The following is a 22088-nucleotide window of genomic DNA, read 5'->3' as shown; positions in this document are numbered from 1 at the left end:
CACCCGCGTGTTACGGTTCTGGAAACCTCGATAACCACGGACTCGATAACCACGGAGGAGAAACCGCATGCCGACTCCCAACTACGAGACCGGCCTCGGGACGCTCTCACTCGACGACCGGATCGCGGAGCATCTCGAAAAGACCTTTCAGGACCCCTGGGAAATCCGCAAATTGTCGCATGATTTCCGCAGGAACGGCTACGTCAAGCTGCGGGACGTGGTCTCCGGCGAGGTGAAGAACCTCGTCTCGGACGAGGTGAACCGGCTGCTCGACCTGCACGCGCGCCGGATCGACATCAACCTCAAGGAGACCAGCAACTCCCCGAGGAAGATGAGCACGGTCAGCCAGCAGTCCATCGCACAGGACAGCACCCTGATCCCCGAGCTCTACGACTCCGCCGCCCTCAAGGGCTTCCTCGGCCGGCTGGCCAACGAGCCGGTCGTCAACTGCCCCTGGGACGAGGAGAAGTACGTCATCATCCGCCAGGAGAAGCAGGGCGACACCCACGGCTGGCACTGGGGCGACTTCAGCTTCACCCTCATCTGGATCATGGAGGCGCCGAGCAGCGAGTACGGCGGCATGCTGCAGTGCGTCCCCCACACCAACTGGGTGAAGGACGACCCCCGGGTCCACGACCACCTCATCAAGCAGCAGATCAGCACCTACGCCCATGAGACCGGCGACATCTACTTCCTGCGCTCCGACACGACGCTGCACCGTACGGTCCCGCTCTCCGAGGACCGCACCCGGATCATCCTCAACACCTGCTGGGGCAGCGAGTCCGACGCCAAGAAGGAGCAGTCGCACGAGACCATGGAGGCGATGTTCAGCTGAGCCACCGGCCCCGGCCGGTTCCGGGACACCTGGGAGGTCCGGAGCGGCCCGGGGAACACGGGAACGACGAGACGGCCCGGTCAACCGACCGGGCCGTCTCGTCGTTCCCGCCTCCCTCGTTGCAGCGGGCGCGAGCCGGGGTGAGGCCGCCGGCCGTGCGGGGCCGGAGGTTCAGCGCCGCCGGCCCGAGCGGGGCGGGCGCCCGCTTCCCCGCGTCACGTACTTCCGTCCGCCTCGCCCGGCCTGCTCCTGCTCGCGCCGCCTGCGCCGCCGGCCCAGGAACCAGCCCGCCCCCAGGATCGCCAGACCGAACGGCGTACGGGCCAGCCAGCGTGCCACCACGACCTTGAAGAACCTTTTCATGAGAAGCCCCTGCCCAGCGGCGGTTCGATTAGGCCCTCAGCGTCCGCGAAGGTGTTCCGTCCGGGACGGGTCCGGACGTCCTGTCGCGACCAGACGCTACAACCGTGCCGGAGGCCGTACGGTCTCCGTCACGGCCCGCTGGGCGACCGTGGCCGCCAGTTCCCGCAGTGCCCGGTCGGAGTCGCTCTCCGGCTCGGCCGTGAAGACGACGAATCTCTGGCCGGTGCCGCTGGCGGAGAGCACCTCCCAGGAAAGGGTGAGGTCTCCCAGCGTCGGGTGGCGCACCTCCTTGGCCTCGTCGCCGCACGTGTGCACCTCGTGGCGGGCCCAGATGTGGCGGAACTCCTCGCTGTGGACGGTGAGCTCCTCCACCAGCCCGTGCAGGTACGGGTCGTCGGGGTCGGCCGCCACGGCGGAGCGCAGCTGCGCCGTCTTGGATCGGGCGGTCTTCTCCCAGTCGGGGTAGAAATCAGCCGCTCGCGGGTTGAGGTAGATCATGCGCAGGCAGTTGTCGAAGTGGGTCACGCCCTCGTACAGGGCCTCGATCATCGGATTGACGGCGAGCACGTCCAGGCGGCGGCCGATCACCATCGCGGGGGTGTCGGGGCACAGGCGCATGAGCCGCAGCAGGCTGGGGCTGACCCGGTCCACGGCACCGATCTCGGCCCGGGGGCGGACCCCGGGGTGGGCGAGCGAGTAGAGGTGGGCGGCGGTGTCGGGTTCCAGGCACAGCACCCGCGCCAGGGCACCCAGCACCTGGGCGGAGGGATTGCGTTCGCGTCCCTGCTCCAGCCGGATGTAGTACGAGGCGCTGACTCCGGCGAGCATGGCGACCTCCTCGCGCCGCAGCCCGGGGGTGCGGCAGGAGGGGGCGTGCAGGAAGCCCACCTGTGCTGGACTGGTGGCCTCGCGCCGGGCGCGAAGGAACTCGCCGAGCAGGTTGCGTCTACCGTTGTCCATTTGAGCACTATATGTCGGAATTGTCCGATTGGTTCGGACGGAACGCTCCGCCGAGGAGCCCCTCGCCTTCCAGAGCGGCCTCGCGACGCCGGAGTCAGGCTCCGGTCCTGCCCACGGTCGCCTCGATCCCGTCCAGGAGGATGGCGAGCCCGGTGGTGAAGGTGTCCCTTCCCTCCTGTTCCAGGTAGGGCACGGTCTCGTCCTGGGAGCGGTAGGCACCCTCGTCGTCGAGCCAGGTCAGCGTGGGGAACCGCTCGCGGAAGTCGGGCGCGACCTCCGCCAGCAGGGCCGAGCGGGCGTACCACCACTCCTCGTCGGACACCCCGGTCACCACCGGGGCCTGCCGCGACTCCGCGACCGTCTGCGCCGCGCCGCGCACGAAACAGAACAGCGTCCCGACGACGTGCCGCAGCACCCCGGCCCCCAGGCCGGTCTCGCGGAGGATCCGCGTCGCCTCCTCGATCATGACGTACTCGTTCGGACCCAGCACCGGCCGCGCCTGTGACACCTGCAGCACCCACGGATGCCGTACGTAGAACTCCCAGGCCTCCCCCGCCCAGGAGGTCACGGCCGCCCGCCAGCCCGCCTCCAGGTTGTGGTGGGTGGACAACTCGGCGAGGGCCCGGTCGTACATCAGGTCGACCAGTTCGCTCTTGCTGGGGACGTAGGTGTAGAGGGCCATCGCCGTGCGGCCGAGCCGCTCGCCCACCGCGCGCATGGAGAGCGCGGCCATCCCCTCCTCGTCGGCGATCGCGACGGCCGTGTCCACGATCAGGTCCACGCTCAGGCCGGGCTTGGGCCCGGGACGCGTCTCCTTCGACCTGGTGGTACGCCACAGCAGCGCCATCGAACGGCGCGCGTCGCCCTGTCCGGCGAAGACGACCACTTGCCACTCCTTACGGCATAAACTAACTTGGCCGAGCCAACTCTTTACACCCTAAGGATATCAAGTGAGAAGGTTCGTGTTCCCATCCGCCCCACCGGCCGCCGATCACGGCCCGCGACACGGCCGGGCCGCCGCGGACAGCCACGACGTGATCGAGGTTCGCGGCGCCAGGGAGAACAACCTGGCCGACATCTCGCTGGACATTCCCAAGCGGCGGCTCACCGTCTTCACCGGGGTCTCCGGGTCGGGGAAGTCCTCCCTCGTCTTCGGCACCGTCGCGGCGGAGTCGCAGCGCCTGATCAACGAGACCTACACGGCCTTCATCCAGTCGTTCATGCCCGACCTCGGCCGCCCCGACGTCGACGCCCTGCGCAACCTGAGCGCGGCGATCGTCGTCGACCAGGAGCGGATGGGCGCCAACTCCCGCTCCACGGTCGGCACGGCGACCGACGCGCAGACGATGCTGCGGATCGTCTTCAGCCGGATCGGCACCCCCCACGTCGGCACCTCGACCGCGTTCAGCTTCAACAGCGCCGAGGGCATGTGCCCCGAATGCGAGGGGCTCGGCCGGGTGTCGGACGTGGACGTCTCCCAGCTCGTCGACGTCGACCGCTCGCTCAACGAGGGCGCGATCACCGCCCCCAACTTCACCGTGGACTCGTGGTACTGGCAGGGTCTGGCCCATTCCGGGCTCTACGACCCCGACGTCAAGTTGAGGGACTACACCCCGGCCCAGTGGGAGGACTTCCTGCACAAACCCGCCACCAAAATCAAAATCGGCACGATGAACACCACCTACGAGGGGCTCCTGGTCAAGGTACGGCGGCTCTATCTCGCCAAGGACCGGGAGTCGATGCAGCCCCACATCCGGGCGTTCGTGGACCGGGCCGTGACGTTCACGACCTGCCGCGCGTGCGGCGGCAGCCGTCTCAACTCCGCCGCGCTCGCCTCGAAGATCGACGGCCGCAACATCGCCGACTGCGCGGCCATGCAGATCAGCGACCTGGCCGAGTTCGTCCGGGGCGTCGAGGACGCGTCGGTGGGACCGCTGGTCGCCACCCTGCGCAACACGCTGGAGTCGCTGGTCGAGATCGGCCTGGGCTACCTGAGCCTGGACCGCGAGTCGTCCACGCTGTCCGGGGGCGAGGCGCAGCGGGTGAAGATGGTCCGCCACCTCGGCTCCAGCCTCACCGACGTCACCTACGTCTTCGACGAGCCGACCGTGGGACTGCACCCGCACGACATCGAGCGGATGAACAACCTGCTGCTGCGCCTGCGCGACAAGGGCAACACGGTCCTGGTCGTCGAGCACAAGCCGGAGACGATCGAGATCGCCGACCACGTGGTGGACCTGGGCCCGGGGGCGGGCTCGTCCGGCGGGCGGGTGTGCTTCACCGGTGACGTGGCCGGGCTCCGGGCCTCCGACACCCTCACCGGCCGCCACCTGGACCACCGCGCCCGGCTGCGCGAGAAGGTACGGCGGCCTCTCGGGCAGCTGTCGATCACGGGCGCCACCCTGCACAACCTCAAGGACGTGAGCGTCGACATCCCGCTGGGCGTGCTCACCGTGGTCACCGGCGTCGCCGGGTCCGGCAAGAGCTCGCTGATCCACGGCTCGCTCCCCCGCAGGGAGGGCGTCGCCGTGGTCGACCAGACCGCGATCCGCGGGTCCCGCCGCAGCAACCCGGCCACCTACACCGGCCTGCTCGACCCGATCCGCACCGCCTTCGCCAAGGCCAACGGCGTCAGGGCGGCCCTGTTCAGCGCGAACTCCGAGGGGGCCTGCCCCAACTGCAAGGGCATCGGCCTCGTCTACACCGACCTCGCCATGATGGCCGGGGTGGCGTCGGTGTGCGAGCAGTGCGAGGGCAGGCGGTTCACGCCCGAGGTGCTCACCCACAAGCTGCGCGGCAAGGACATCAGCGAGGTGCTGGGCATGTCGGTGGCCGAGGCCCGCGACTTCTTCTCTCCCGGTACGGGTTCTTCCGGCGCGGCCCCGAAGGTGAGCTTCGGCGCGGCGCGGGCCGTCCTCGACCGGCTCGCCGACGTGGGCCTGGGCTACCTCGGCCTGGGCCAGCCGCTCACCACCCTGTCCGGCGGCGAGCGGCAGCGGCTCAAGCTGGCCATCCGGATGGCGGAGAAGGCCACGACGTACGTGCTCGACGAGCCGACCACCGGCCTGCACCTGGCGGACGTCGACCAGCTGCTCGCCCTGCTGGACCGGCTCGTCGACGACGGCAACACGGTCGTCGTCATCGAACACCACCAGGCCGTGATGGCCCACGCCGACTGGATTATCGACCTCGGCCCGGGAGCCGGACACGACGGCGGCCGGATCGTCTTCACCGGCACCCCCGCCGACCTCGTCTCCGGAGGGGACTCCCTCACCGCCCGGCACCTGCGCGCCTACCTGGGGAAGAACGGGGCGGTGTGAGCCGACGGGGGTCGCGGGAGTGTCGGCGACCCGGTGGCGGCCCGGCGACGACCGGCGGCGGCCCGGTGCGCGGGTCGTCGCCGGGGGCGGGTCGCGGCGCCGGACGCGGTCAGTCGTCGCCGGGCACGATGGTGTTCTGGCAGGCGGTCAGGCGCCACCGCCCGTCCTCCTTCGCCATGACGAACAGCGGCGTGCCCACCTCCTCCGTCCCGTCGGGCTTGCGGTAGACCTGACGCACCTTCACGGCGGCGACGTCGGGACGGATGAGCAGCACGTGTTCGATCTCGAACGTGACCGTCAAGTCCCGCATCCCGCCGGGAAGCACCTGGTGGGTGAACGTGGAGATCGCCTCACGGCCGAAGAGACGTTTGCCGCCGCCCGTCGTCCAGATCGCGTCGGCCCGGAACAGGGCGAGGAACTCGTCGGGGAGTTCGTTGTTCTGGGCGTGTTCGACCGTGGCGACCACCTGCCTGATCGCTTCCATATCGGCCTGGTTCACCTGGTCGGCGAAATTCGTTGTGCTCATGCGGATCACGGTAGAACCTTGACTTAACTTGAGGTCAACGGGTTCGAACGGGAACAGGCGTCAGGAGAGGGCTTCGAGGGCGCGCAGCGCCGCCGAGGTCGCGGTGTCGCTCGCGAGAAGCAGGGGCAGGCGGACGGCCGGGCCGGGAATGCGTTCGACCCCACCGGCCCCGAGCGGCCTCGGTCACCGCGTCGTTCACTTTCCGATTGTCCAGGTCCTTCCGTTACACAAGAGCGGACCGTACGTGTAGGTCTTTCCGCTTTCGGTGCCGGTGGCGACCAGCCAGCCGCTTTCCTTGGGCTCAAGTTCTCGACACATATCCTCGGTAAGGCCCCTGCTCACCCCCTCTTTCGGCGCGAGGGTAGCGAAAGAACCGCCGCCGACTCTGTGTTTGACCGTCACCGTCTCCGCAGTGTAGTTGGAGATATGAAACTGTTCATCGTCTCGGGGCGTACACGCACCGAGAAGAACCACGAAGATCACCGCCAGAGCCGCCGAACACGGAAGGGACGACGTTGGGCACGCGCTACGGCGCGTGTTCATGAAAACCTCCTCGACCTCGTCTCCAACGTTCATCCGTAATGTCCGTCGACTGGAAGCCCGGATTCCCGTGAGTTACCGACCGCCCGCGCAAACCAGACACCCTCCCCCGATGCCGGGCAGCTTAGGCGAGGTGGTCGAATTCGCCGTCCTTGGCTCCGGAGAGCCAGGCGTTCCACTCGCCGGGAGTGAACACGAGCGTCTCCACTGTGGGGAGGAGACGCATCGCCACGTGGTCGTCAACGAAAGCGATCGACAGGTGGATGTCGCCCGGATTGAGAGTGGGCAGCCACTCGGCGGCGCCCAGCCCGAGGTCCGCGACTGCCGGTTTGGGCAGGTGGGACGGTGTTTCGAGGAAGTGCGTGGGCAGGTCGTAGGAGCCATTTCGCGCTTCGGCCACCAAGGATCTCCAGGCGTCGGAGCTACAGAGCAGCCTGGGGCCGTCCGGGTTCTTGGAGTCACGGACGGCGACCCCGGACGGAGCCGGTCTCATCTGGACACACTGCTGGCCGCTGCCGCTGTAGCTGCTGGTGATCCAACCCTGCTCGTCGATCATTGAATCGCCTTTCTCCTCAGGGACGTCGGAGTTCGCCGCGTTCGATGCCGCCGGTGAAGGCGTCGTATTCGGCGTCGGTGAACAGGTGCGGAGCCTTCTCGGGATTCTTGGAGTCGCGCAGGGCCACGATGCCCCGTTCCAGGAAGGCGATTTGGACGCAGTTGCTGCCGCCGCTGCTGAGGCTGCTGGTGTGCCAGCGGGCGTCGCGGAGTTGGGTTTTCACCCAGTCGGGATCGAGGGTGTTCTTGTTCATGAGAGGTCCTTGGCGATCGCAGCGAGAAGCGGTATCGACGCCTTCGGTGACAAGGCGTCGGACTTCAGCAGGTCGCTGGTGGTGCGGTAGAGCTCGACGACTTCGGGTTCGTTCAAGTGCAGGGAGGCGCGCAGGGACTCGATGCACACGAGGTCGCGACCGGTGGAAAACGACATGAACATAAACGGGCCGTCCATTCCCGCGTGGGCTCCGGCGGAGAACGGCAGGACCTGGATCGTGACGGCGGGGTTGGTGCGAGCGAGGTGTATCAGGTGCTCGATCTGGGCGCGCATACAGGCACGTCCACCGACTTCCTGGTGCAACACTCCTTCGGGAAGCACAGTCCAGATCTTCAGCGGGAGTCGGCGTTCCAGCATGGTGCGCTGATGTTCCAGGCGAAGCGCTACGAAGTGGTCGATCTCTTCGGGGGTCTTCCAGACGCGGCTGCCCTCGGTCACCGCACGGGCATACTCGGGTGTCTGGAGCAGTCCGTGGACGGCGAGAGGGTTGAAGACGAACAGGGCATTGGCGTTCTCGACCTGGGAGAGGTAGTCGCCGAGCGGGTCGTCGACCACGCCTTCGTAGCGCTGCCACCAGTCGGCTTCACCGGCCCGGCGTACGAGGTCGCGGAGTTCTTCCCGCAGGACGGTGTCGGTGATGCCGAAGACCTCGAAGAAGTGTGGAAGCTGCTGGATCCTGAGCCCTTGCAGCCCGTTCTCGATCTTGCTGACCGTCGAGAGGGACTGGTACCCGAGGTGGCCTGCCGCTTCCTCCTGGGTCCAGCCGAGGGCCTCGCGGATGCGCCTGAGTTCCGCACCCAGGCGTCGGCGTCGCGGGGTGGGTTCGACGGGCATGGCCACCTCCTTCCTCGTGCTTCCTCATGCTGCCCCGTGGGGAGCGTAGTGCCCGGGATGGCTTGAGAAAGCGCTATCTCTTCTTGAGGAAAGACTTTCTTCTAGGAATGACTTGCCTAGAGGGTGGCTTGCGCTGCATCATCAAGGCGTGACAGCGGTACGTGTTCACGACGTCACAGATAGGCATGACCGTCGGCGCTGTTCGTCCGCCGCCATCGGACGCCCTGCACACCGCCGGTCCCGCTACCCCCTTGACCTCACGCTTTCCCACCGGGGCGAAACCCGAGCGAGCCCGCAGAGCATCTGCCGACCTGATCGCAGGACTGCCCCCAGTCCCACCCGTTAGGAGCGACGATGCTCATCGAGCGCGTTCCCGTCCCGGACTCCGGCGAGTACGGCAGACCTCATGCCCGCTTCCGGATGATCGCCTGGTGTCTGCCTCCCGGCAGCGCGGCCCGTCGCGCCCGGGAACTGTTCCGCGACCAGCTGGCCAAGCTCCCGCTGGACCCAGACGTGCTCGACGAGTTGGAGATCGTGGTCTCCGAGCTGGTCACCAACGCCACCCGCTACGCCCCCGGCCCCTACGAACTCCGCCTCCTGCACGACCACGGCCTACCCGTCCGCGCCGAGGTCGTCGACGCCGGAGCCGGAACCACCCTCATCGACCACCTCCTGCACCGCCCCCCACCCATCCCTCAGCGCATCGACGACCTCGAACTCGGCGGCCGGGGCCTGCGCATCGTCACCGAACTCACCCACGGACGCTGCGGCACCCAATGGACCCGCCTGTGCGGCACCGGCCAACTCGGCACCGCCGTCTGGTTCGACCTCCCCACCCGGTCCCAGCAGCCCTAACCTCCCCAGACCTCCGGGCAGACGGGATTGCCCCCAATCCCACCGACCCCGGAGCCGGTCCACGCCCACGACTCCCCCGTGCCGAGCGTGGACCGTACACAGAGGCCGGCGTCCACGGACCCGATCCCCCCGTCCGGGACGCCGGCCTCCCCATCCCCGCCACGCCGGAAGGCGACGGTTCTCCTGACCACCCCGCCGAGGCACTGGCCTCTATGGCTTCACGGATATGTCATCTCTCGACCGGCGTACGTGAACTCGGTGACGTACCGGCTCACCCGCCGACCGGGCACCGATAATGAGGAGCGTGAACGTCGGGACAGCCGACCACGGCCGTGAGGCCGAAACGCTCTGCCCTCAGCCAATGCCCCCATGCCATGCTTCCGCAACACATCAGCGCGGCCTGAGCGTCCTGGAGCCGCCCTTCACTGCCTCCCAAACGCTTTTCTCGGTCTGGGTGGGCGAAAGAGGGCTCAAGCTGGTGCCATTGTTCTTCCAGCCAGGTGAGCGCCGTTTCGAGATCCCCGGTTACCTTGATGTGGGTTGACGGCTTGAGAAGCCAATCACACATGCGAAAGGGCGGCAGCGGAGAATTGCGGAACTCGTCCATAGGCGTCGGCGGGAGCGGTGGCCTGCGCACCCCGTCCGCTTTGTCGAGGGAAGCAGCCTGGCCGATCCACTGGTAAGAATGGTAATGCCCCGACATATCATCCTCACTAAGGACAACAGCCCCCGCGTGGAGACACGCGGGGGCCTTTTCTGGTTTCACAGCGTACCCACACCGGCGGCGAAGCCGACCAGCTCTTCGTGCGTGAACCGCAGCATGCCCGCTGCGGGGTTCTTGCTGTCTCGCAGCGCGAACATTCCCGGCTGTCCCGGAACATCCGCTATTTCCACACAGCTTTCCTGGTTCTCCTCCTGCTGATTACCCCCGCAGAGACGGCGGAATGAGACCCCGGTCATATCCACGGTATAAATGTCCATTTATGTACACCTCCCTTCATGACGATGAAGCAACCTTGGATTCCCGGAGGGTCAGGGGGACGGGCCACGGGTGTGAGGCCGCTCCGGGGAAGACATCTGACCCTCCGGGAAGTAGAGGGAAGAACTCACGTCACTTTCAGGGGCCGCATGTCCTCGATGCGGACAATCAATTGGGTGGCGAGCGCGCTGCGCAGCAGGGCCGGTTCGTTCAGGCCGACCAGGACGTTGTGCTCTCCGGTGTGAACGGCCCGCCCGCCGGGGCCGGGGCTGAACATGTCCGCCAGGACGGCGGCGGGCTCACTGCGGGCCACGGTGTACACGGCTGACGACACGTGGAGTTGAGGGCACATGCCAAGGGATTCGGGGATGCACGCCAGGCAGGTGGCGGGTGCGCTGGTGTAGCCGCTGTTCGAAACATCGGGGATGGCGCGGAAAGCCGTGGCGGTGGTGATCCACGGGATGCGTCCGGTTATCGGGTCCGTCGCGTCCAGACCGCAGACCTGGCACAGGTTTCTCTCCATGCATCGCCACTGGCGCAGCGTGTTGAGCTTGCGCCACTGCGGCGCCCCCTGGCGGTTGTTCAGGACGCGGGCACGAAGCACTCCGCGGACCAGGTCGCTGCGGCGAGGGTTGTCGTAGGCGAGCCGCAACCCACCAAACGGACGCCGGGCGAACCGCAGGCGTTGCGGCGCGCCCTCGTCGGCGTGCGCGATGACGTAGGGGACACGAAGCGCCCTCGGCGCGGCACCGGTCATCGCGTCTCCCCGTCCGGTTCGAGGGACCACAGCACCCGCGCGGCCGGGCACTCCAGCTCAAGCTCTCGGACTGTCGTTCCGCTCACGTCGGCAGGGGCACTCACAGAGTTGCCTTCGCGCCGTGCCTCAGGGGTGCCGTCCGGGTTTTCCGTGACGTCGGACTCCGGTATCTCCAGCCTCACGCCGTCTCCTTCGGGAGTGCGGCGAGGATCAGGTCCACGACCGCGTGCGGCTGGTCGGCGTTGACCTGCTGGCAACCGACCGCGACCGTGGGAAGCGAGACCATGAAGCAACCGGAGCGGTCCCCCATGGTCACCGTCGCGATTTCCCAGCCACCACGACTATGCGCGACCAGCTCGAAGCGGTCACTTCGCGGGAACGGGTCGGGGCGATCACCGTAGAGGCGAAGCCCCACACAGTGAATGATCGACGTACGTATCCCCTGGGCTCTGACCAGCCGTGCGAGGTTACTCAACCCCTCGGGGAGCCCTTGCTCAGCGAGGCTCGCCCTCTCGTCGCCCTCTTGCCCTCCGGCACGGGCCTCTGTCACTGTCTGTCCGGATGCCATAACCCAGACGGTAGGAGTCCAGTCAGAACCGGGGCTAGAAAGTTTCCCGAGATTGCAGATACCTCCGAGCCGCCTCGATCTCAGCTCGGGCGGCGTCGCCGTAGACGGCCTGCTCACGCAGCAGGTTGAAGATCCTTAGGAAGGTGGCAATCTCAATCGGCCTGCTCGTCTCGTACGTCCCGGTCCACTGGTCGCTACGCACGGTGTGCTCATCGAAGATGTAGAAGTTCTCGCCCGCCCAGACCCGGTTACGGGTCGTCCCCAGCGGGATGATGCCTAGGGACACGTGATTCATCCGCGTTGCCGCGATAAGAAAATCGAACTGTTCCTCCATCGTGGCCTGGTCTCCGAGGGCTACGTACAGCGCTGACGCCTCGACTGCGAAAGCGAACTGACCCGGCCCCGAGGTCAGGACTTGGAGACGGCCCAGCCGGGCCTGGACCGCTTCGTCTACGTCGTCCGGAAGCGCGTGAAACTGCGTTACCGCCTCTACCACGGCACGGACGTACATCGGCTTCTGCAGGAAGCCGGGGATGTTGAGCGACGTGTAAACGCGCATCAGCCTCGTTCGCTCATACAGTGGCTTGTTCTTCGCAGAAAGGTTCTTGAGCCCTTGGCGTAGCTGTTGCCGGTGCTCCTGCCACATCTCGTCGATCTGCCGATGGGCGGCGATCAACTCGGGTATTTGGTTCTCCGCAGAGCACGCCCGACACCATGTCCTGATGTCGTCCTCTGTGGGGTTCTGTCGAGCGTGCTCGATACGGGAGACCTTGGACGGTCGCATGCCTGTTACCGCTGAGAGCTGGCGACCACTCAGCCTCGCGTCAAGGCGTAGGTTCCGGAGCCGGACACCGAACGCCTTCTTGGCTTCTCCTTGTTGCTCGGGCACTCGACTATGACAGTGGGTACTCGTGGTGCGGGATCGACAGATCCCAAAGTCTTGCGAAGGTGTCCAGGCAGAACCGGACGACGTCCGGGTCTCGGGAAAGCAGGATGTCCGTTCGCATGTCGTTGCCGTCGAAGAGGCCGAACGTCACGATCTCGGAGTCGAACAACCAGAAGTCGTTACCGGGTAGAGCTACGGCGGACACGAGTCGCCGAGGCACCCAACGCAGGTCTTCCCCGGCCTTGACCTTGAGGTCGTTCATCTCGTGACACCAGCGCTGATATTCCGAGAGCGGTTCGGAGACGACACACAGACGCCGGTACGTCTTCCCTCTGGCGACTCCGTCCCGGACCTGATCGCACCATGGCCGCATGTCGGCCTTGACGCCTTCCTGATCCCCTGCGCGCCAGCGGTCGAACCACGGCCTGTCACCCTCGTAGTTGTCCCGCATCTCCAGGTGCAGGGCCTCACGGCTGAAGTCAGCGATCAGCGCGCTACGGTCCTTCGGGGAGATCGACTCCATACCGCTCCCTTACGTACATACGCGCGAATCTGTTGGCGAGCGCGTCGGGGATCTCTAGATAGGTCTCGTGGTCGGCAAGAGCCGTCAGCTTCGGGGCCACCTCAGGCGCCATGCTGTCACCCTGCACTACCCATGATCCTCGGTTCGTCCGATAGAACGTCGCACAGTCGTTCTGGAAGTTTGAGTTGGGGTCCTTGCAGTAGAAGGTAACCGCTAGATCGTCATCGCCGTGAAGTTTCCCCATGTTGCGCGCTCCCGACTTGTTGGATGGCCACCATCCGAACCCACGACAGTCTCGGCAGTCAAGCGGTTCGCAGGAATCGCAGCCATCGCGGGTCAGCACAACGTCAGCACCGGCGCTGACAACACCCCGGAACGACGGACATCATCCAGAGAGGCCAAAAGTTGGGGCTTTGGTCGGAAATCTGACCAGTTCAGGCATCGTGTACCTACCGAGGGTATCGGTAAAGGAACGACATCGAATTTCAACGCCCACCGCCGGTTTCCGGTGTCCCTCTCCTCGTGAGATACCCCACCCCAGTCGTGCGGACAAGGGCTCGACACCGCCCCGACCCCCGCGTCCGGGCGTCCCCCTGAGCCGTCGTTTAACGCGTTTCGGGGTGCCTGCCGCGAATGGCATGCTGGCGGTGTGAGCGAATCCGATGTCCACCTGCGCATCGCCACCGAGTTGCTGCTGTTCCTGCCCGCGCGGCGGCGGCGCGAGTGGCAGCGGGTGGTGCCCGACGGAACGTCGACGCTGGGCCATGTCGTGGAGTCGCTCGGCGTTCCACTGCCCGAGGTGGGGCCGCTCACCGTCGAGGGTGTGGAGGTCGGCAGGTCCTACCAGCCCGTCGCCGGTGACGTGGTCCACGTCCACGCCGTGCCCCGCCCCCAGCCGGTGCCCCTCGAACCGGGGTGGCACGCGCCCCGGTTCCTGCTCGACGTCCATCTGGGCACCCTGGCGCGGCGGCTCCGGCTGCTGGGCGTGGACGCGACGTACCACAACGACATGGACGATCCCTCGCTGGTCGTCGAGGCGAACAGGGAACATCGCGTCCTGCTCACCCAGGACCACGGCCTGCTGTGCCGCCGGGCGCTCTGGCTCGGCGCCTACGTACGGGGAAGCAAGGCGGACGACCAGCTCCGCGACCTGCTGGAGCGGTTCGCGCCACCCCTGCGGCCGTGGACCCGCTGCACGGCCTGCAACGGGGAGCTGGCCCCGGTCGACAAGACCGAGGTAGACCGCCTGCTGGAGGCCGGGACCAGGCGTTCCTACGACGTGTACGGCCGATGCTCGGAATGCGGCCAGATCTACTGGCGCGGCGCGCACAGCGAGCACCTGGAGGAGATCGTACGGTCGGCCCTGCGCATGGTCCGCCCGGAGTCACAGGTCGGCGGAGGTCCCCGCTGAGGCAGGCCGGTCTCGTACCGGGAGCACGCCGGGCGCGGGAGGCGGTGTACGGACGTAATCTCCCTGCAAAGACATCTAAGGCAGGAGATCCCCCCATGGCCGATGAGCCGACCGTCTCGAACCCGTCATCCGATCCGTCAGCGGGCGCGGGGAGTCCCGGGATGGCACGGATCAACGCCCAGGTGCCGCACTCGGCTCGCATCTGGAACTACCTGCTGGGCGGGAAGGACAACTTCGCCGTCGACCGCGAGGCGGGCGAGAGGGTGTCCGCCGTCTTCCCCGGCATGGTCGACGTCGCCCGCCACTCCCGGTACATGCTCGCCCGCGTGGTGCGTCACCTGGCCGGTGAGGCGGGCATCCGCCAGTTCCTGGACATCGGCACCGGGCTGCCGACCGTCGACAACACCCACGAGGTCGCCCAGCGGGTGGCGCCCGACTCGCGCATCGTCTACGTGGACAACGACCCCCTGGTGCTGGTGCACGCTCGGGCGCTGCTCACCAGCACGCCCGAGGGCGCCACCGACTACATCGAGTCGGACGTACGCGACCCCGAGCACATCCTGCGGGCGGCGGCGAAGACGCTGGACCTCGGCCGGCCCACCGCGCTCATGCTGATGGGCATCATGGGCCTGATCGACGACCACGACGAGGCGCTCTCGATCGTGCGCCGGTTGATGCGGGACCTGCCCTCGGGCAGCTACCTGGCGCTCTACGACGGCGTCGACACCGACCCCGCGTACGTCGAGGCGATGCGCCGCCACAACGCGAGAGGCGGCGTGGTCCCCTACACACCGCGCAGCCCGGAGCTGATCACCCGCTACTTCGACGGCCTGACGTTGCTGGAGCCCGGCGTCGTACCGGTGCAGCGGTGGCGGCCGGAGCCCGCCCCCTGGGGTGACGCCCCCGAGGTGGCCTGCGCCGGAGGCGTCGCGCGCAAACCCTAGAGGATCGGTTCCGAGGGATCCTCCAGGCCGGAGCCGGGCGGACGACGGGCGCGGAGGTCGTCGGCGCGTCCGGACCCAACCCCGGAACCGGGCGGCCCTCCCCCTGCCGGGTGCTGGGACACCGCGTCCCGGTCCGGCTCGTGGCTCCCGGCGACCGGGCGCCACCGGCGCTCTCGGCGTGGCCCCGGGATTCCCCCGCGTGGCACGCGGCCGAAGTGCGTGATGAACCTGTAACAGGGATCCGCCTTCAGAAATCCATCGGTAACACCCTACCCTTCGAGATAACGTTATCTCGAACGGTCCAGCCAGGCCGGGAGAGGTATTTCGCCTGCTCAGGCAGGGGCAGAAAGGCACCCCCCATGAGAAACACGCGAGGCGTCCTGGCGGCCGCCGTCATGGCGACGGCGCTCACCGGCTCGCTGGTCACGGCGCTCCCCGCCACGGCCGCGGCCCCGACCACCGAGGAGCGGTGGAACGAGATCCAGTCGCTCGTCGGCCCGGTCAAGGGTCGCTGGACCAACCAGAGCCACTCCGGCTCGGTCAACAGCACCATGCCCGACACGGCCCTCCTCGGAAACGGCGACGTCGGTGTGACCTCCGGCGGCGGCGACGGCTACAAGACCTTCCACATCTCCAAGGGCGACTTCTGGACCGCCGCGCCCAGCCCCTCGCTGGTCGCCCTCGGCTCCGTGACGATCACGCCCGACACCACCGTCACCGCCTCCAACCTGGCGCTCGGTGCCGCCGCCACCTCCTCCAGCAACCACCCGGCCTTCCCGGCCGGTCGCGCGGTCGGCGGCGCCTGGGCGGCCGGTTACGAGGGCTGGGTCTCCGAGGTCGGCAAGCCGCAGTGGCTCCGGCTCGACCTGGGCTCCGCGAAGACCTTCCGGCGTTACATCCTGCGCCACGACGCCGCGGCCCGCCCCGGCGAGACGGCCAACACCAGCAAGAACTGGACCCTTGAGGCCAGCACCGACGGCACCGCGTGGACCACGATCGACACCGTCGCGAACAACACCCTCGCGACGACCGACCGCACCTTCCCGGAGGTGACCGCCCGCTACCTGCGCCTGAACCTGACCGAGCCGACACAGGGCACCACCCCCGACTCGATCAACAACCCACGTGCCCGCATCGGGCAGTTCGAGCTCTACGACGTCGAGGGCCCCACCGCCCCGACCGGTCCCTTCCTCGAAGAGCAGGACATCGTCAAGGGTGACGTCGACACCTCGATGGTGATCAACGGCACCCCGGTGACCATGAGGACCTTCATGGGCGCCGACAGCAACCTGGTGGTCACCTCGATCACCTCACGGGGCACCGCGCCGGTCCGGCTGCGCGCGCAGACCGCCGTCGGCGCCCAGGGCGGCCGGAACATGCCCGTCGCCACCGGCGTGTCCGGCGACACCCAGTGGGCCACCCGGTCGACTCCCTCCGGCGGCGCCTGGGTCTCCCGCGCCTCGCTGGCGACCCGCGTCATCGGCGGCACCCGGATCGGCGCCCCCTCGGGCGGCCGGACCACCTTCGAGCTGGCTCCCGGCGAGACCGTCGACATCGTGACCGCCGTCACCGGCGGCGGCGCGAACACCCCCGACCCCGGCCCCGCCGCGATCGACCTGGCCGCCGCCCAGACCGCCTCCTCGGTCGACGCGCTCTACGCCGAGCACCTGGACTGGTGGAAGGAGTACTGGCTGCGCTCGTACGTCGACCTCGACGACGACGTGCTGGAGAGGTTCTACTACAGCTCGTTGTACTTCCTGGGCTCCTCGCTGCGCGAGGGCAAGACCGCCTCCGGCCTGTACGGCATCTGGGCCACGTCGGACTACCCCCTGTGGGGCGGCGACATGCACATGAACTACAACTGGCAGGCCAACTACTACGGCGTCTACAGCAGCAACCGGCCGGAGCTGGCGCTGCCGTACTTCGACCTGGTGACCGACTACCTGCCGCGGGCTCGCGAGCGGGCCAGGACCGACCTGCGTGACGTCAAGGCCGACTATGTCGACCGCCGTTTCCCGTCCGGCGGCATGCCCTCCGGCGTGCTGTTCCCGGTGGGTATCGGGCCGTTCGGCTCGACCGTCGGCGACATCTACCACCAGCAGGTGGTGAACTCGCTGTTCGCGGTGACGCAGTACCTGTCGTACTGGGAGTACACCCAGGACGAGGAGTGGCTGCGCCGGACCGGCTACCCGTTCATGAAGGAGGTCGCCGCCTTCTTCGAGAACTGGCTGGAGCGCGACGAGGCCACCGGTCAGTACTTCTCCATGGGCGGCCCCCACGAGGGCACCTGGGGCAAGAACTCCAGCGCCGACCTGGGCATCCTGAAGCACCTGCTCACCACGCTGGAGGAGGCGAGCACCCGCCTCGGCCTCGACGCCGACCGGCGCTGGACGTGGGGCAAGATCCTGCGCAACCTCCCACCGGCGCCCACCACCGTCCACAACGGCAAGACGGTGTACGCCCTGGGCGAGCCCGGCACCCTGGTCGGCCTCCCGGCCATCCGCCCCGGTGACAACACCGTCAACCTGGAGTTCATCCACCCGGGTGACCAGATCGGCATCGGCTCGCCCGAGGTCGAGCGGCAGACCGCGATCGACACCATCACCGCGATGAACGCGTGGGGGCAGGACAACAGCTTCCCGAAGGTCTACACCCAGGCCGCCCGGGTCGGCTACCCCGCCCAGACGATCATCGACCGTCTCAAGCAGCAGATCGTCAACAGGTCGGTGGCGAACCTGCGGATCGCCGACGGCTACCACGGCCTGGAGAAGGCCGGCGCGATCGAAGCCCTGAACAACATGCTGCTCCAGAGCTGGAACGGCCTGGTCCAGGTCTTCCCGGTCTGGCCCGCGGGCAAGAGCGGCGCGTTCCACGACCTTCGGGAGAAGGGCGGCCTGGTCGTCAGTGCCAAGCGCACCGGTGACGCGGTGGAGTACATCACCGTGAAGAGCGAGCAGGGCGGCAAGTTCGAGATCAAGAACCCGTGGACGGGGACGAAGGTCGACGTCTCGGGCGACAACGGGACGGTGAGCAACGTCGGCGCGGGGAAGGCGACGCTGCGCGTCGTGGCCGAGAAGGGCGCGACCTACACCTTCACGCCCGCCCGGTGACACCCGGATGAGGGAGGGCCCGGCGCCGTGGCGCCGGGCCCTCCCGTCCCCTCTCCGGCCCGCGGTTCGCGCGCCCGACCGGTGGAGTTGCGCGGAACGGGCCAGGACGGGATCTTGCAGGGGTAGCCGATTTCCCCCTTCAGGAGACAATCATGTTGCCCCTCCATATGCGCCGCCGGGAGTTCGATCCCGATCCCGAGCTGGCCGCCGTCCGCGAGCGGCCGGGCCTGCCACGGGTGCCGACGCCCTACGGCCGCGAGGCCTGGCTGGTCACCCGGTACGACGACGTGCGTCACGTGCTCAGGAACGCCGAGCTGTTCAGCTACGGCAGCGGCCTGGGCCTGCCGCCCATGAGCGAGGAGCAGGCCAGGCGGTTGCGCGCCGGCGCGTTGCTCCTGATGGACCCGCCCGACCACACCCGTCTGCGCCGCATGCTCACCCCCGAGTTCACGATGCGCCGCATCCGCCGCCTGGAGCCGCGCGTCCGCGAGATCGTCGCCGACCACCTGGACGCGATGGAACGCACCGGTGCCCCGGCCGACCTGGTCTCCGAGTTCGCCACCCCGATCCCGTCGCTGGTCATCTGCGAACTGCTCGGCGTGCCCTACGAGGACAGGGAGTCCTTCCAGGCGCGTACCCGGTCGATCCTCGACTTCAACCAGCCACCGGAGGCACGCGGGAAGGCCCAGATGGAGTCCTCCGTGTACATGGCCGAGCTGGTCGGCCGGGCCCGGGTCGAGCCGGGCGAGGACCTGCTCGGCATGCTCGTCCGCGAGCACGGTGACGGGATATCGGACGACGAGCTGGCCGGGATCGGCGGGCTGCTGCTGGTGGCGGGCCACGAGACGACGGCCAGCATGATCGGCCTGGGCACGCTGGCCATGTTGCGCCACCCGGACCAGCTCGACCTGGTGCGCGCCGACCCCGGCAGGGTCGAGGGCATGGTCGAGGAGCTGCTGCGCTGGCTGACGATCATCCACCAGGGCGCCGCCAAGGTCGCCACGGCCGACACCGAGATCGCGGGTGTGCCCATCGCGAAGGGCGACGTGGTGGTGGTCTCGCTCCCGGCCGCCAACCGTGACCCGGCGCTGGCCGAGGACCCCGAACGTTTCGACATCCGGCGGGCCGACATGCCGCATGTCGCCTTCGGCTACGGCGCGCACCACTGCATCGGCGCGCCGCTGGCCCGGATGGAGATGCGGATCGCCTTCCCCGCCCTCTTCGACCGCTTCCCCGGGCTGCGCGAGGCCGGGGAGCCGGAGTTCCGTTCGTTCAACGTGGTCTACGGCCTGACGGCCTTCCCGGTCGCCTGGTGACACCGATGTGCCCGCCCGGCCACCCATCCGGGCGGGCACATCGGTCGGGGTTCCCGGCCACCCGCTCAGCGGGGCGCGGATCCGCCACTGGGAAGACGTTCGAGTGGCTCGTCGGTGCGCACGATGGTGGCGAGCACCTCGTTGAACGCCTCGGTCGAGGTGGGGTGGTTGTAGACGGCGTCGCGGAGTTCGGCCGCCTTGACGCCGTGCCGCATGGCGAGCGCGACCGTGTTGACGAGTTCCTGCGCGTCGACGCTCAGCAGGACGGCTCCGAGGATCTCGTCCGTCTCGGCGTCGATCACGAATTTCATGAACCCACGAGTCTCCCCGACGATGTACGCGCGAGGCATCGCCACGATCCCGGCGACGGGTTCGCTCGCGATCTTCACCCGGTACCCCGCGGCTCTGGCCTCCTTCTCGGTGAGGCCGACGGTCGCGAGCGGCGGGGTCATGAACAGGGTGCGGGGAACCGCGACCCGGTCCGACACCGAGCGCCGGCCCTCGCCCACGAGCTGGTCGAGGACGACGCGGCTGTCATCGAGGGAGAGGTAGGTGTGCTGCGGCCCGCCTCGGACGTCGCCGAGGGCGTAGATGTGCGGCCGGCTCGTGCGCAGGTGCTCGTCGACCTCGACCGCCCCGTGTTCGGTGGTGCGGACACCGGCGGCCTCCAGCCCGAGGTCGCGGGTGGCCGGGGCGCGACCGGTGGCGGCGAGGATGGTGTCAGCTTCGAGGGTGTGCCTTAGCCCGTCCTTCTCGTAGAAGACGGTCGCGCCGGTCTCGCCGTCGCGAACCTCCGTGACGTGCGCGCCCTTGACGATCTCGATGCCGTCGCCGGTGAGGATGTCCTCGGCGACGGCGACGGCATCGTCGTCCTCACGGCCCAGGATCCTCGAAGAGGCCTCGAACACGGTGACCCGCGAGCCGAACCTGCGGTAGATCGAGGCGAACTCGATGCCGAGGTATCCGCCGCCCACGATCGCGAGCCGTTCGGGCAGGAGCGTCGTCTCGATCAGGCCGGTGCTGGTCAGGGTGTGCTTGCTCTCCCTCAGGCCGGGGATGTCGGGGATGATCGTCTCTGCGCCGGTGTTGATCAGGATGGTCTCGGCGGAGATCGTGAGACGTTCGCCGCCCGCGTCGACGCCGACGGTGTGCGGGTCGATGAACACGGCCTGGCCGGTGACGAGCGTCGTGGTCTCGGCGCCGCTCATCGCCTCGTAGTTGCCTCGGCGGAACAGCGCGGTGAGCGCCTGCACCTCTTCGACGGAGCGCTCGTACCATTCCTGCGCCGGGTCGCTCTCCCGGCGCTTACCCGCGTGGTGGACCAGCGCCTTCGTCGGCACACAGCCGACGTTGGGACACGTGCCCCCGTACATCCGCTCCGACCGCTCGACGAGCACCACGCGCCTGCCGAGGCGCCCCATCGCCTTCGCGACGGCCGTGCCGCCCTTGCCGAAGCCGATCACGAGAAGATCGGCGTGAAGAGTGTCGTTCGTGGTGTCCATGGCTCCAGTCTCACTATGTAAGATTGAGCTCACAAGGCGTATTAATCTCATTTTTCCTCGCGAGCGTCTCATCATGGATTCAGTCAGTCACCTCGTCCGCCTGGCGAGAGCACAGGCGACCCTGGACCGGCGTTGCCTCCTGGCCGGCGCGACCCTCATGGATATGCCCGCGCAGGGCGAGGGCAAGGCGCCCTTCCACGTCCTGCTCGACGGCGTGTGCACGCTCGAGCTTCCCGACCGGCACATCGAGCTCCGGCCGGGTGACGTCGTGCTGCTCCCCCGTGGCGCGCCGCATCGCGTCCGCACGACCGGAGCCGGGCACGCGCAGGGGGTGGTCGAGACTCCTGGTGGCGCGTTCTCCACCGTCCGCAGCCGGACGGGGGAGGGCGTGATCGATCTCTTCTGCGGGCACTACTCCTTCGGTCCCGGCGCGGGAGCCATGCTCTTCCGGAGCCTTCCCGACCCCTTACGCGTGTCCTTCGTGGAATCCGGTGAGATGGATGAGATCGTTCGGGCGCTGAGCGCGATCATGCGACGGGAGGCGCGGAACGAGGGCCCCGGCACCGCCGCCATCCTCTCGGCCCTCTGCGACGCGCTGCTCGCGATGGTGCTGCGGAAATCGAGCGGACGACTCACCGAGACGGCGCTGTGGACCGCCGCCCGCGACGAGCGGATCCGCGCCGTCATCGACGAGGTGCTCCGAGACCCCGGCGCCGACTGGCCGATCGCCCGCCTGGCGCGGGTGGCGGCGATGTCGCGGGCCACGTTCATCCGGCACTTCTCCCGTGGCACCGGGATGACCGTCGGCGCGTTCCTCACGCACATCCGGTTGATGACCGCGGCCGAGCTGCTCATCGGCACCGAACGCACGATCGCCGCGGTCGCCGCCGAGGTCGGGTACCGTTCCGAGTCCGCCTTCAGCCGGGCGTTCCGCCTGGCGACCGGGTCGACGCCCGCGCGGTTCCGCCGGAACCTCGAACCCGCGGCGTGAACGACGCCGTCCGCGCGGAGGCCGTCCGGCCCCGGAACC

Annotated in this window: 23 protein-coding genes; 8 read left to right on the top strand and 15 right to left on the bottom strand. The window is 68.2% G+C overall.

Annotation, left to right across the window (positions count from 1 at the left end):
• The first annotated feature begins 67 nt into the window (after positions 1-67).
• On the top strand, positions 68-835 hold the full coding sequence (locus tag ABD817_RS24550; protein ID WP_344920464.1) for a HalD/BesD family halogenase: 768 nt from the start codon (positions 68-70) through the stop codon (positions 833-835).
• Between the two features lie 171 nt (positions 836-1006).
• On the opposite strand, the gene ABD817_RS24545 is transcribed toward ABD817_RS24550, so the two are convergent.
• The 3 genes from ABD817_RS24545 to ABD817_RS24535 form a co-directional block, all read right to left on the bottom strand.
• Positions 1007-1198, bottom strand: a complete 192-nt coding sequence (locus ABD817_RS24545; protein ID WP_344920463.1) for a DUF6203 family protein — start codon at positions 1196-1198, stop codon at positions 1007-1009.
• A gap of 96 nt (positions 1199-1294) precedes the next feature.
• The gene (locus ABD817_RS24540; RefSeq protein WP_344920462.1) at positions 1295-2158 is read right to left on the bottom strand and encodes a helix-turn-helix transcriptional regulator; all 864 of its coding nucleotides are present in this window, start codon (positions 2156-2158) and stop codon (positions 1295-1297) included.
• Positions 2159-2252: 94 nt separating this feature from the next.
• Entirely contained in the window at positions 2253-3044 is a 792-nt protein-coding gene (locus ABD817_RS24535) for a TetR/AcrR family transcriptional regulator (protein WP_344920461.1), read from the bottom strand.
• A 76-nt stretch (positions 3045-3120) separates the two neighbouring features.
• On the opposite strand from ABD817_RS24535, the gene ABD817_RS24530 reads away from it, so the two are divergent.
• The gene (locus ABD817_RS24530) at positions 3121-5478 is read left to right on the top strand and encodes an ATP-binding cassette domain-containing protein (protein ID WP_344920486.1); all 2358 of its coding nucleotides are present in this window, start codon (positions 3121-3123) and stop codon (positions 5476-5478) included.
• Between the two features lie 109 nt (positions 5479-5587).
• Here ABD817_RS24530 and ABD817_RS24525 read toward each other — a convergent pair whose 3' ends face one another.
• The 5 genes from ABD817_RS24525 to ABD817_RS24505 all read right to left on the bottom strand — a co-directional run bounded on the left by ABD817_RS24525 (position 5588) and on the right by ABD817_RS24505 (position 8207).
• Positions 5588-6004, bottom strand: a complete 417-nt coding sequence (locus tag ABD817_RS24525) for an SgcJ/EcaC family oxidoreductase (protein ID WP_344920460.1) — start codon at positions 6002-6004, stop codon at positions 5588-5590.
• A 195-nt stretch (positions 6005-6199) separates the two neighbouring features.
• Positions 6200-6580, bottom strand: a complete 381-nt coding sequence (locus ABD817_RS24520; RefSeq protein ID WP_344920459.1) for a hypothetical protein — start codon at positions 6578-6580, stop codon at positions 6200-6202.
• Between the two features lie 88 nt (positions 6581-6668).
• A complete protein-coding gene (locus tag ABD817_RS24515; protein ID WP_344920458.1) occupies positions 6669-7100 on the bottom strand; it encodes a DUF397 domain-containing protein in 432 nt (143 codons plus the stop codon).
• A 16-nt stretch (positions 7101-7116) separates the two neighbouring features.
• On the bottom strand, positions 7117-7353 hold the full coding sequence (locus tag ABD817_RS24510) for a DUF397 domain-containing protein (RefSeq protein ID WP_344920457.1): 237 nt from the start codon (positions 7351-7353) through the stop codon (positions 7117-7119).
• Positions 7350-8207, bottom strand: a complete 858-nt coding sequence (locus ABD817_RS24505) for a helix-turn-helix domain-containing protein (protein WP_344920456.1) — start codon at positions 8205-8207, stop codon at positions 7350-7352. The genes ABD817_RS24510 and ABD817_RS24505 overlap by 4 nt, the downstream gene beginning before the upstream one ends.
• A gap of 354 nt (positions 8208-8561) precedes the next feature.
• Here ABD817_RS24505 and ABD817_RS24500 point away from each other — a divergent pair, with 354 nt between their 5' ends.
• Positions 8562-9062, top strand: a complete 501-nt coding sequence (locus ABD817_RS24500; protein WP_344920455.1) for an ATP-binding protein — start codon at positions 8562-8564, stop codon at positions 9060-9062.
• A 762-nt stretch (positions 9063-9824) separates the two neighbouring features.
• Here the strand turns inward: ABD817_RS24500 and ABD817_RS24495 are convergent.
• From ABD817_RS24495 to ABD817_RS24470, 6 genes are all read right to left on the bottom strand, one after another.
• Positions 9825-10043, bottom strand: coding sequence for a DUF397 domain-containing protein (locus ABD817_RS24495; protein WP_344920454.1), 219 nt, complete (start codon positions 10041-10043; stop codon positions 9825-9827).
• Positions 10044-10168: 125 nt separating this feature from the next.
• Positions 10169-10798: a hypothetical protein gene (locus tag ABD817_RS24490; protein WP_344920453.1), complete on the bottom strand. Its 630-nt coding sequence runs from the start codon at positions 10796-10798 to the stop codon at positions 10169-10171.
• Positions 10795-10980, bottom strand: coding sequence for a hypothetical protein (locus ABD817_RS24485; RefSeq protein WP_344920452.1), 186 nt, complete (start codon positions 10978-10980; stop codon positions 10795-10797). The genes ABD817_RS24490 and ABD817_RS24485 overlap by 4 nt, the downstream gene beginning before the upstream one ends.
• On the bottom strand, positions 10977-11213 hold the full coding sequence (locus ABD817_RS24480) for a hypothetical protein (RefSeq protein WP_344920451.1): 237 nt from the start codon (positions 11211-11213) through the stop codon (positions 10977-10979). The genes ABD817_RS24485 and ABD817_RS24480 overlap by 4 nt, the downstream gene beginning before the upstream one ends.
• Before the next feature lie 187 nt (positions 11214-11400).
• The gene (locus tag ABD817_RS24475; RefSeq protein ID WP_344920450.1) at positions 11401-12255 is read right to left on the bottom strand and encodes a Scr1 family TA system antitoxin-like transcriptional regulator; all 855 of its coding nucleotides are present in this window, start codon (positions 12253-12255) and stop codon (positions 11401-11403) included.
• A 4-nt stretch (positions 12256-12259) separates the two neighbouring features.
• Positions 12260-12775: a DUF6879 family protein gene (locus tag ABD817_RS24470; RefSeq protein ID WP_344920449.1), complete on the bottom strand. Its 516-nt coding sequence runs from the start codon at positions 12773-12775 to the stop codon at positions 12260-12262.
• Positions 12776-13424: 649 nt separating this feature from the next.
• On the opposite strand from ABD817_RS24470, the gene ABD817_RS24465 reads away from it, so the two are divergent.
• The 4 genes from ABD817_RS24465 to ABD817_RS24450 all read left to right on the top strand — a co-directional run bounded on the left by ABD817_RS24465 (position 13425) and on the right by ABD817_RS24450 (position 19556).
• Positions 13425-14186: a Mut7-C RNAse domain-containing protein gene (locus ABD817_RS24465; RefSeq protein WP_344920448.1), complete on the top strand. Its 762-nt coding sequence runs from the start codon at positions 13425-13427 to the stop codon at positions 14184-14186.
• A 161-nt stretch (positions 14187-14347) separates the two neighbouring features.
• A complete protein-coding gene (locus ABD817_RS24460; RefSeq protein ID WP_344920447.1) occupies positions 14348-15130 on the top strand; it encodes an SAM-dependent methyltransferase in 783 nt (260 codons plus the stop codon).
• Positions 15131-15489: 359 nt separating this feature from the next.
• Positions 15490-18240, top strand: a complete 2751-nt coding sequence (locus ABD817_RS24455) for a glycosyl hydrolase family 95 catalytic domain-containing protein (protein ID WP_344920446.1) — start codon at positions 15490-15492, stop codon at positions 18238-18240.
• A 152-nt stretch (positions 18241-18392) separates the two neighbouring features.
• A complete protein-coding gene (locus ABD817_RS24450) occupies positions 18393-19556 on the top strand; it encodes a cytochrome P450 (RefSeq protein ID WP_344920445.1) in 1164 nt (387 codons plus the stop codon).
• A gap of 65 nt (positions 19557-19621) precedes the next feature.
• On the opposite strand, the gene ABD817_RS24445 is transcribed toward ABD817_RS24450, so the two are convergent.
• On the bottom strand, positions 19622-21058 hold the full coding sequence (locus ABD817_RS24445) for a dihydrolipoyl dehydrogenase family protein (protein WP_344920443.1): 1437 nt from the start codon (positions 21056-21058) through the stop codon (positions 19622-19624).
• A gap of 73 nt (positions 21059-21131) precedes the next feature.
• Here ABD817_RS24445 and ABD817_RS24440 point away from each other — a divergent pair, with 73 nt between their 5' ends.
• Positions 21132-22049 (top strand): AraC family transcriptional regulator, encoded by a 918-nt coding sequence (locus ABD817_RS24440; RefSeq protein WP_344920442.1) that lies wholly within the window; start codon positions 21132-21134, stop codon positions 22047-22049.
• Positions 22050-22088 lie beyond the last annotated feature (39 nt).

The organism is Streptosporangium oxazolinicum (assembly GCF_039537505.1).
Taxonomy (GTDB): Bacteria; Actinomycetota; Actinomycetes; order Streptosporangiales; family Streptosporangiaceae; genus Streptosporangium; species Streptosporangium oxazolinicum.
This window is presented reverse-complemented; position numbering and strand designations above follow the sequence as displayed.

Excerpts from the sequence above, each read along its gene's own strand:
- ABD817_RS24510 (WP_344920457.1), bottom strand. The coding sequence starts at position 7,353 with ATGAACAAGAACACCCTCGATCCCGACTGGGTGAAAACCCAACTCCGC.
- ABD817_RS24505 (WP_344920456.1), bottom strand. The coding sequence starts at position 8,207 with ATGCCCGTCGAACCCACCCCGCGACGCCGACGCCTGGGTGCGGAACTC.
- ABD817_RS24450 (WP_344920445.1), top strand. The coding sequence starts at position 18,393 with ATGTTGCCCCTCCATATGCGCCGCCGGGAGTTCGATCCCGATCCCGAG.
- ABD817_RS24550 (WP_344920464.1), top strand. The coding sequence starts at position 68 with ATGCCGACTCCCAACTACGAGACCGGCCTCGGGACGCTCTCACTCGAC.
- ABD817_RS24520 (WP_344920459.1), bottom strand. The coding sequence starts at position 6,580 with ATGAACGTTGGAGACGAGGTCGAGGAGGTTTTCATGAACACGCGCCGT.
- ABD817_RS24445 (WP_344920443.1), bottom strand. The coding sequence starts at position 21,058 with ATGGACACCACGAACGACACTCTTCACGCCGATCTTCTCGTGATCGGC.
- ABD817_RS24500 (WP_344920455.1), top strand. The coding sequence starts at position 8,562 with ATGCTCATCGAGCGCGTTCCCGTCCCGGACTCCGGCGAGTACGGCAGA.
- ABD817_RS24545 (WP_344920463.1), bottom strand. The coding sequence starts at position 1,198 with ATGAAAAGGTTCTTCAAGGTCGTGGTGGCACGCTGGCTGGCCCGTACG.
- ABD817_RS24495 (WP_344920454.1), bottom strand. The coding sequence starts at position 10,043 with ATGGACATTTATACCGTGGATATGACCGGGGTCTCATTCCGCCGTCTC.
- ABD817_RS24440 (WP_344920442.1), top strand. The coding sequence starts at position 21,132 with ATGGATTCAGTCAGTCACCTCGTCCGCCTGGCGAGAGCACAGGCGACC.
- ABD817_RS24515 (WP_344920458.1), bottom strand. The coding sequence starts at position 7,100 with ATGATCGACGAGCAGGGTTGGATCACCAGCAGCTACAGCGGCAGCGGC.
- ABD817_RS24540 (WP_344920462.1), bottom strand. The coding sequence starts at position 2,158 with ATGGACAACGGTAGACGCAACCTGCTCGGCGAGTTCCTTCGCGCCCGG.
- ABD817_RS24470 (WP_344920449.1), bottom strand. The coding sequence starts at position 12,775 with ATGGAGTCGATCTCCCCGAAGGACCGTAGCGCGCTGATCGCTGACTTC.
- ABD817_RS24455 (WP_344920446.1), top strand. The coding sequence starts at position 15,490 with ATGAGAAACACGCGAGGCGTCCTGGCGGCCGCCGTCATGGCGACGGCG.
- ABD817_RS24490 (WP_344920453.1), bottom strand. The coding sequence starts at position 10,798 with ATGACCGGTGCCGCGCCGAGGGCGCTTCGTGTCCCCTACGTCATCGCG.
- ABD817_RS24460 (WP_344920447.1), top strand. The coding sequence starts at position 14,348 with ATGGCACGGATCAACGCCCAGGTGCCGCACTCGGCTCGCATCTGGAAC.
- ABD817_RS24525 (WP_344920460.1), bottom strand. The coding sequence starts at position 6,004 with ATGAGCACAACGAATTTCGCCGACCAGGTGAACCAGGCCGATATGGAA.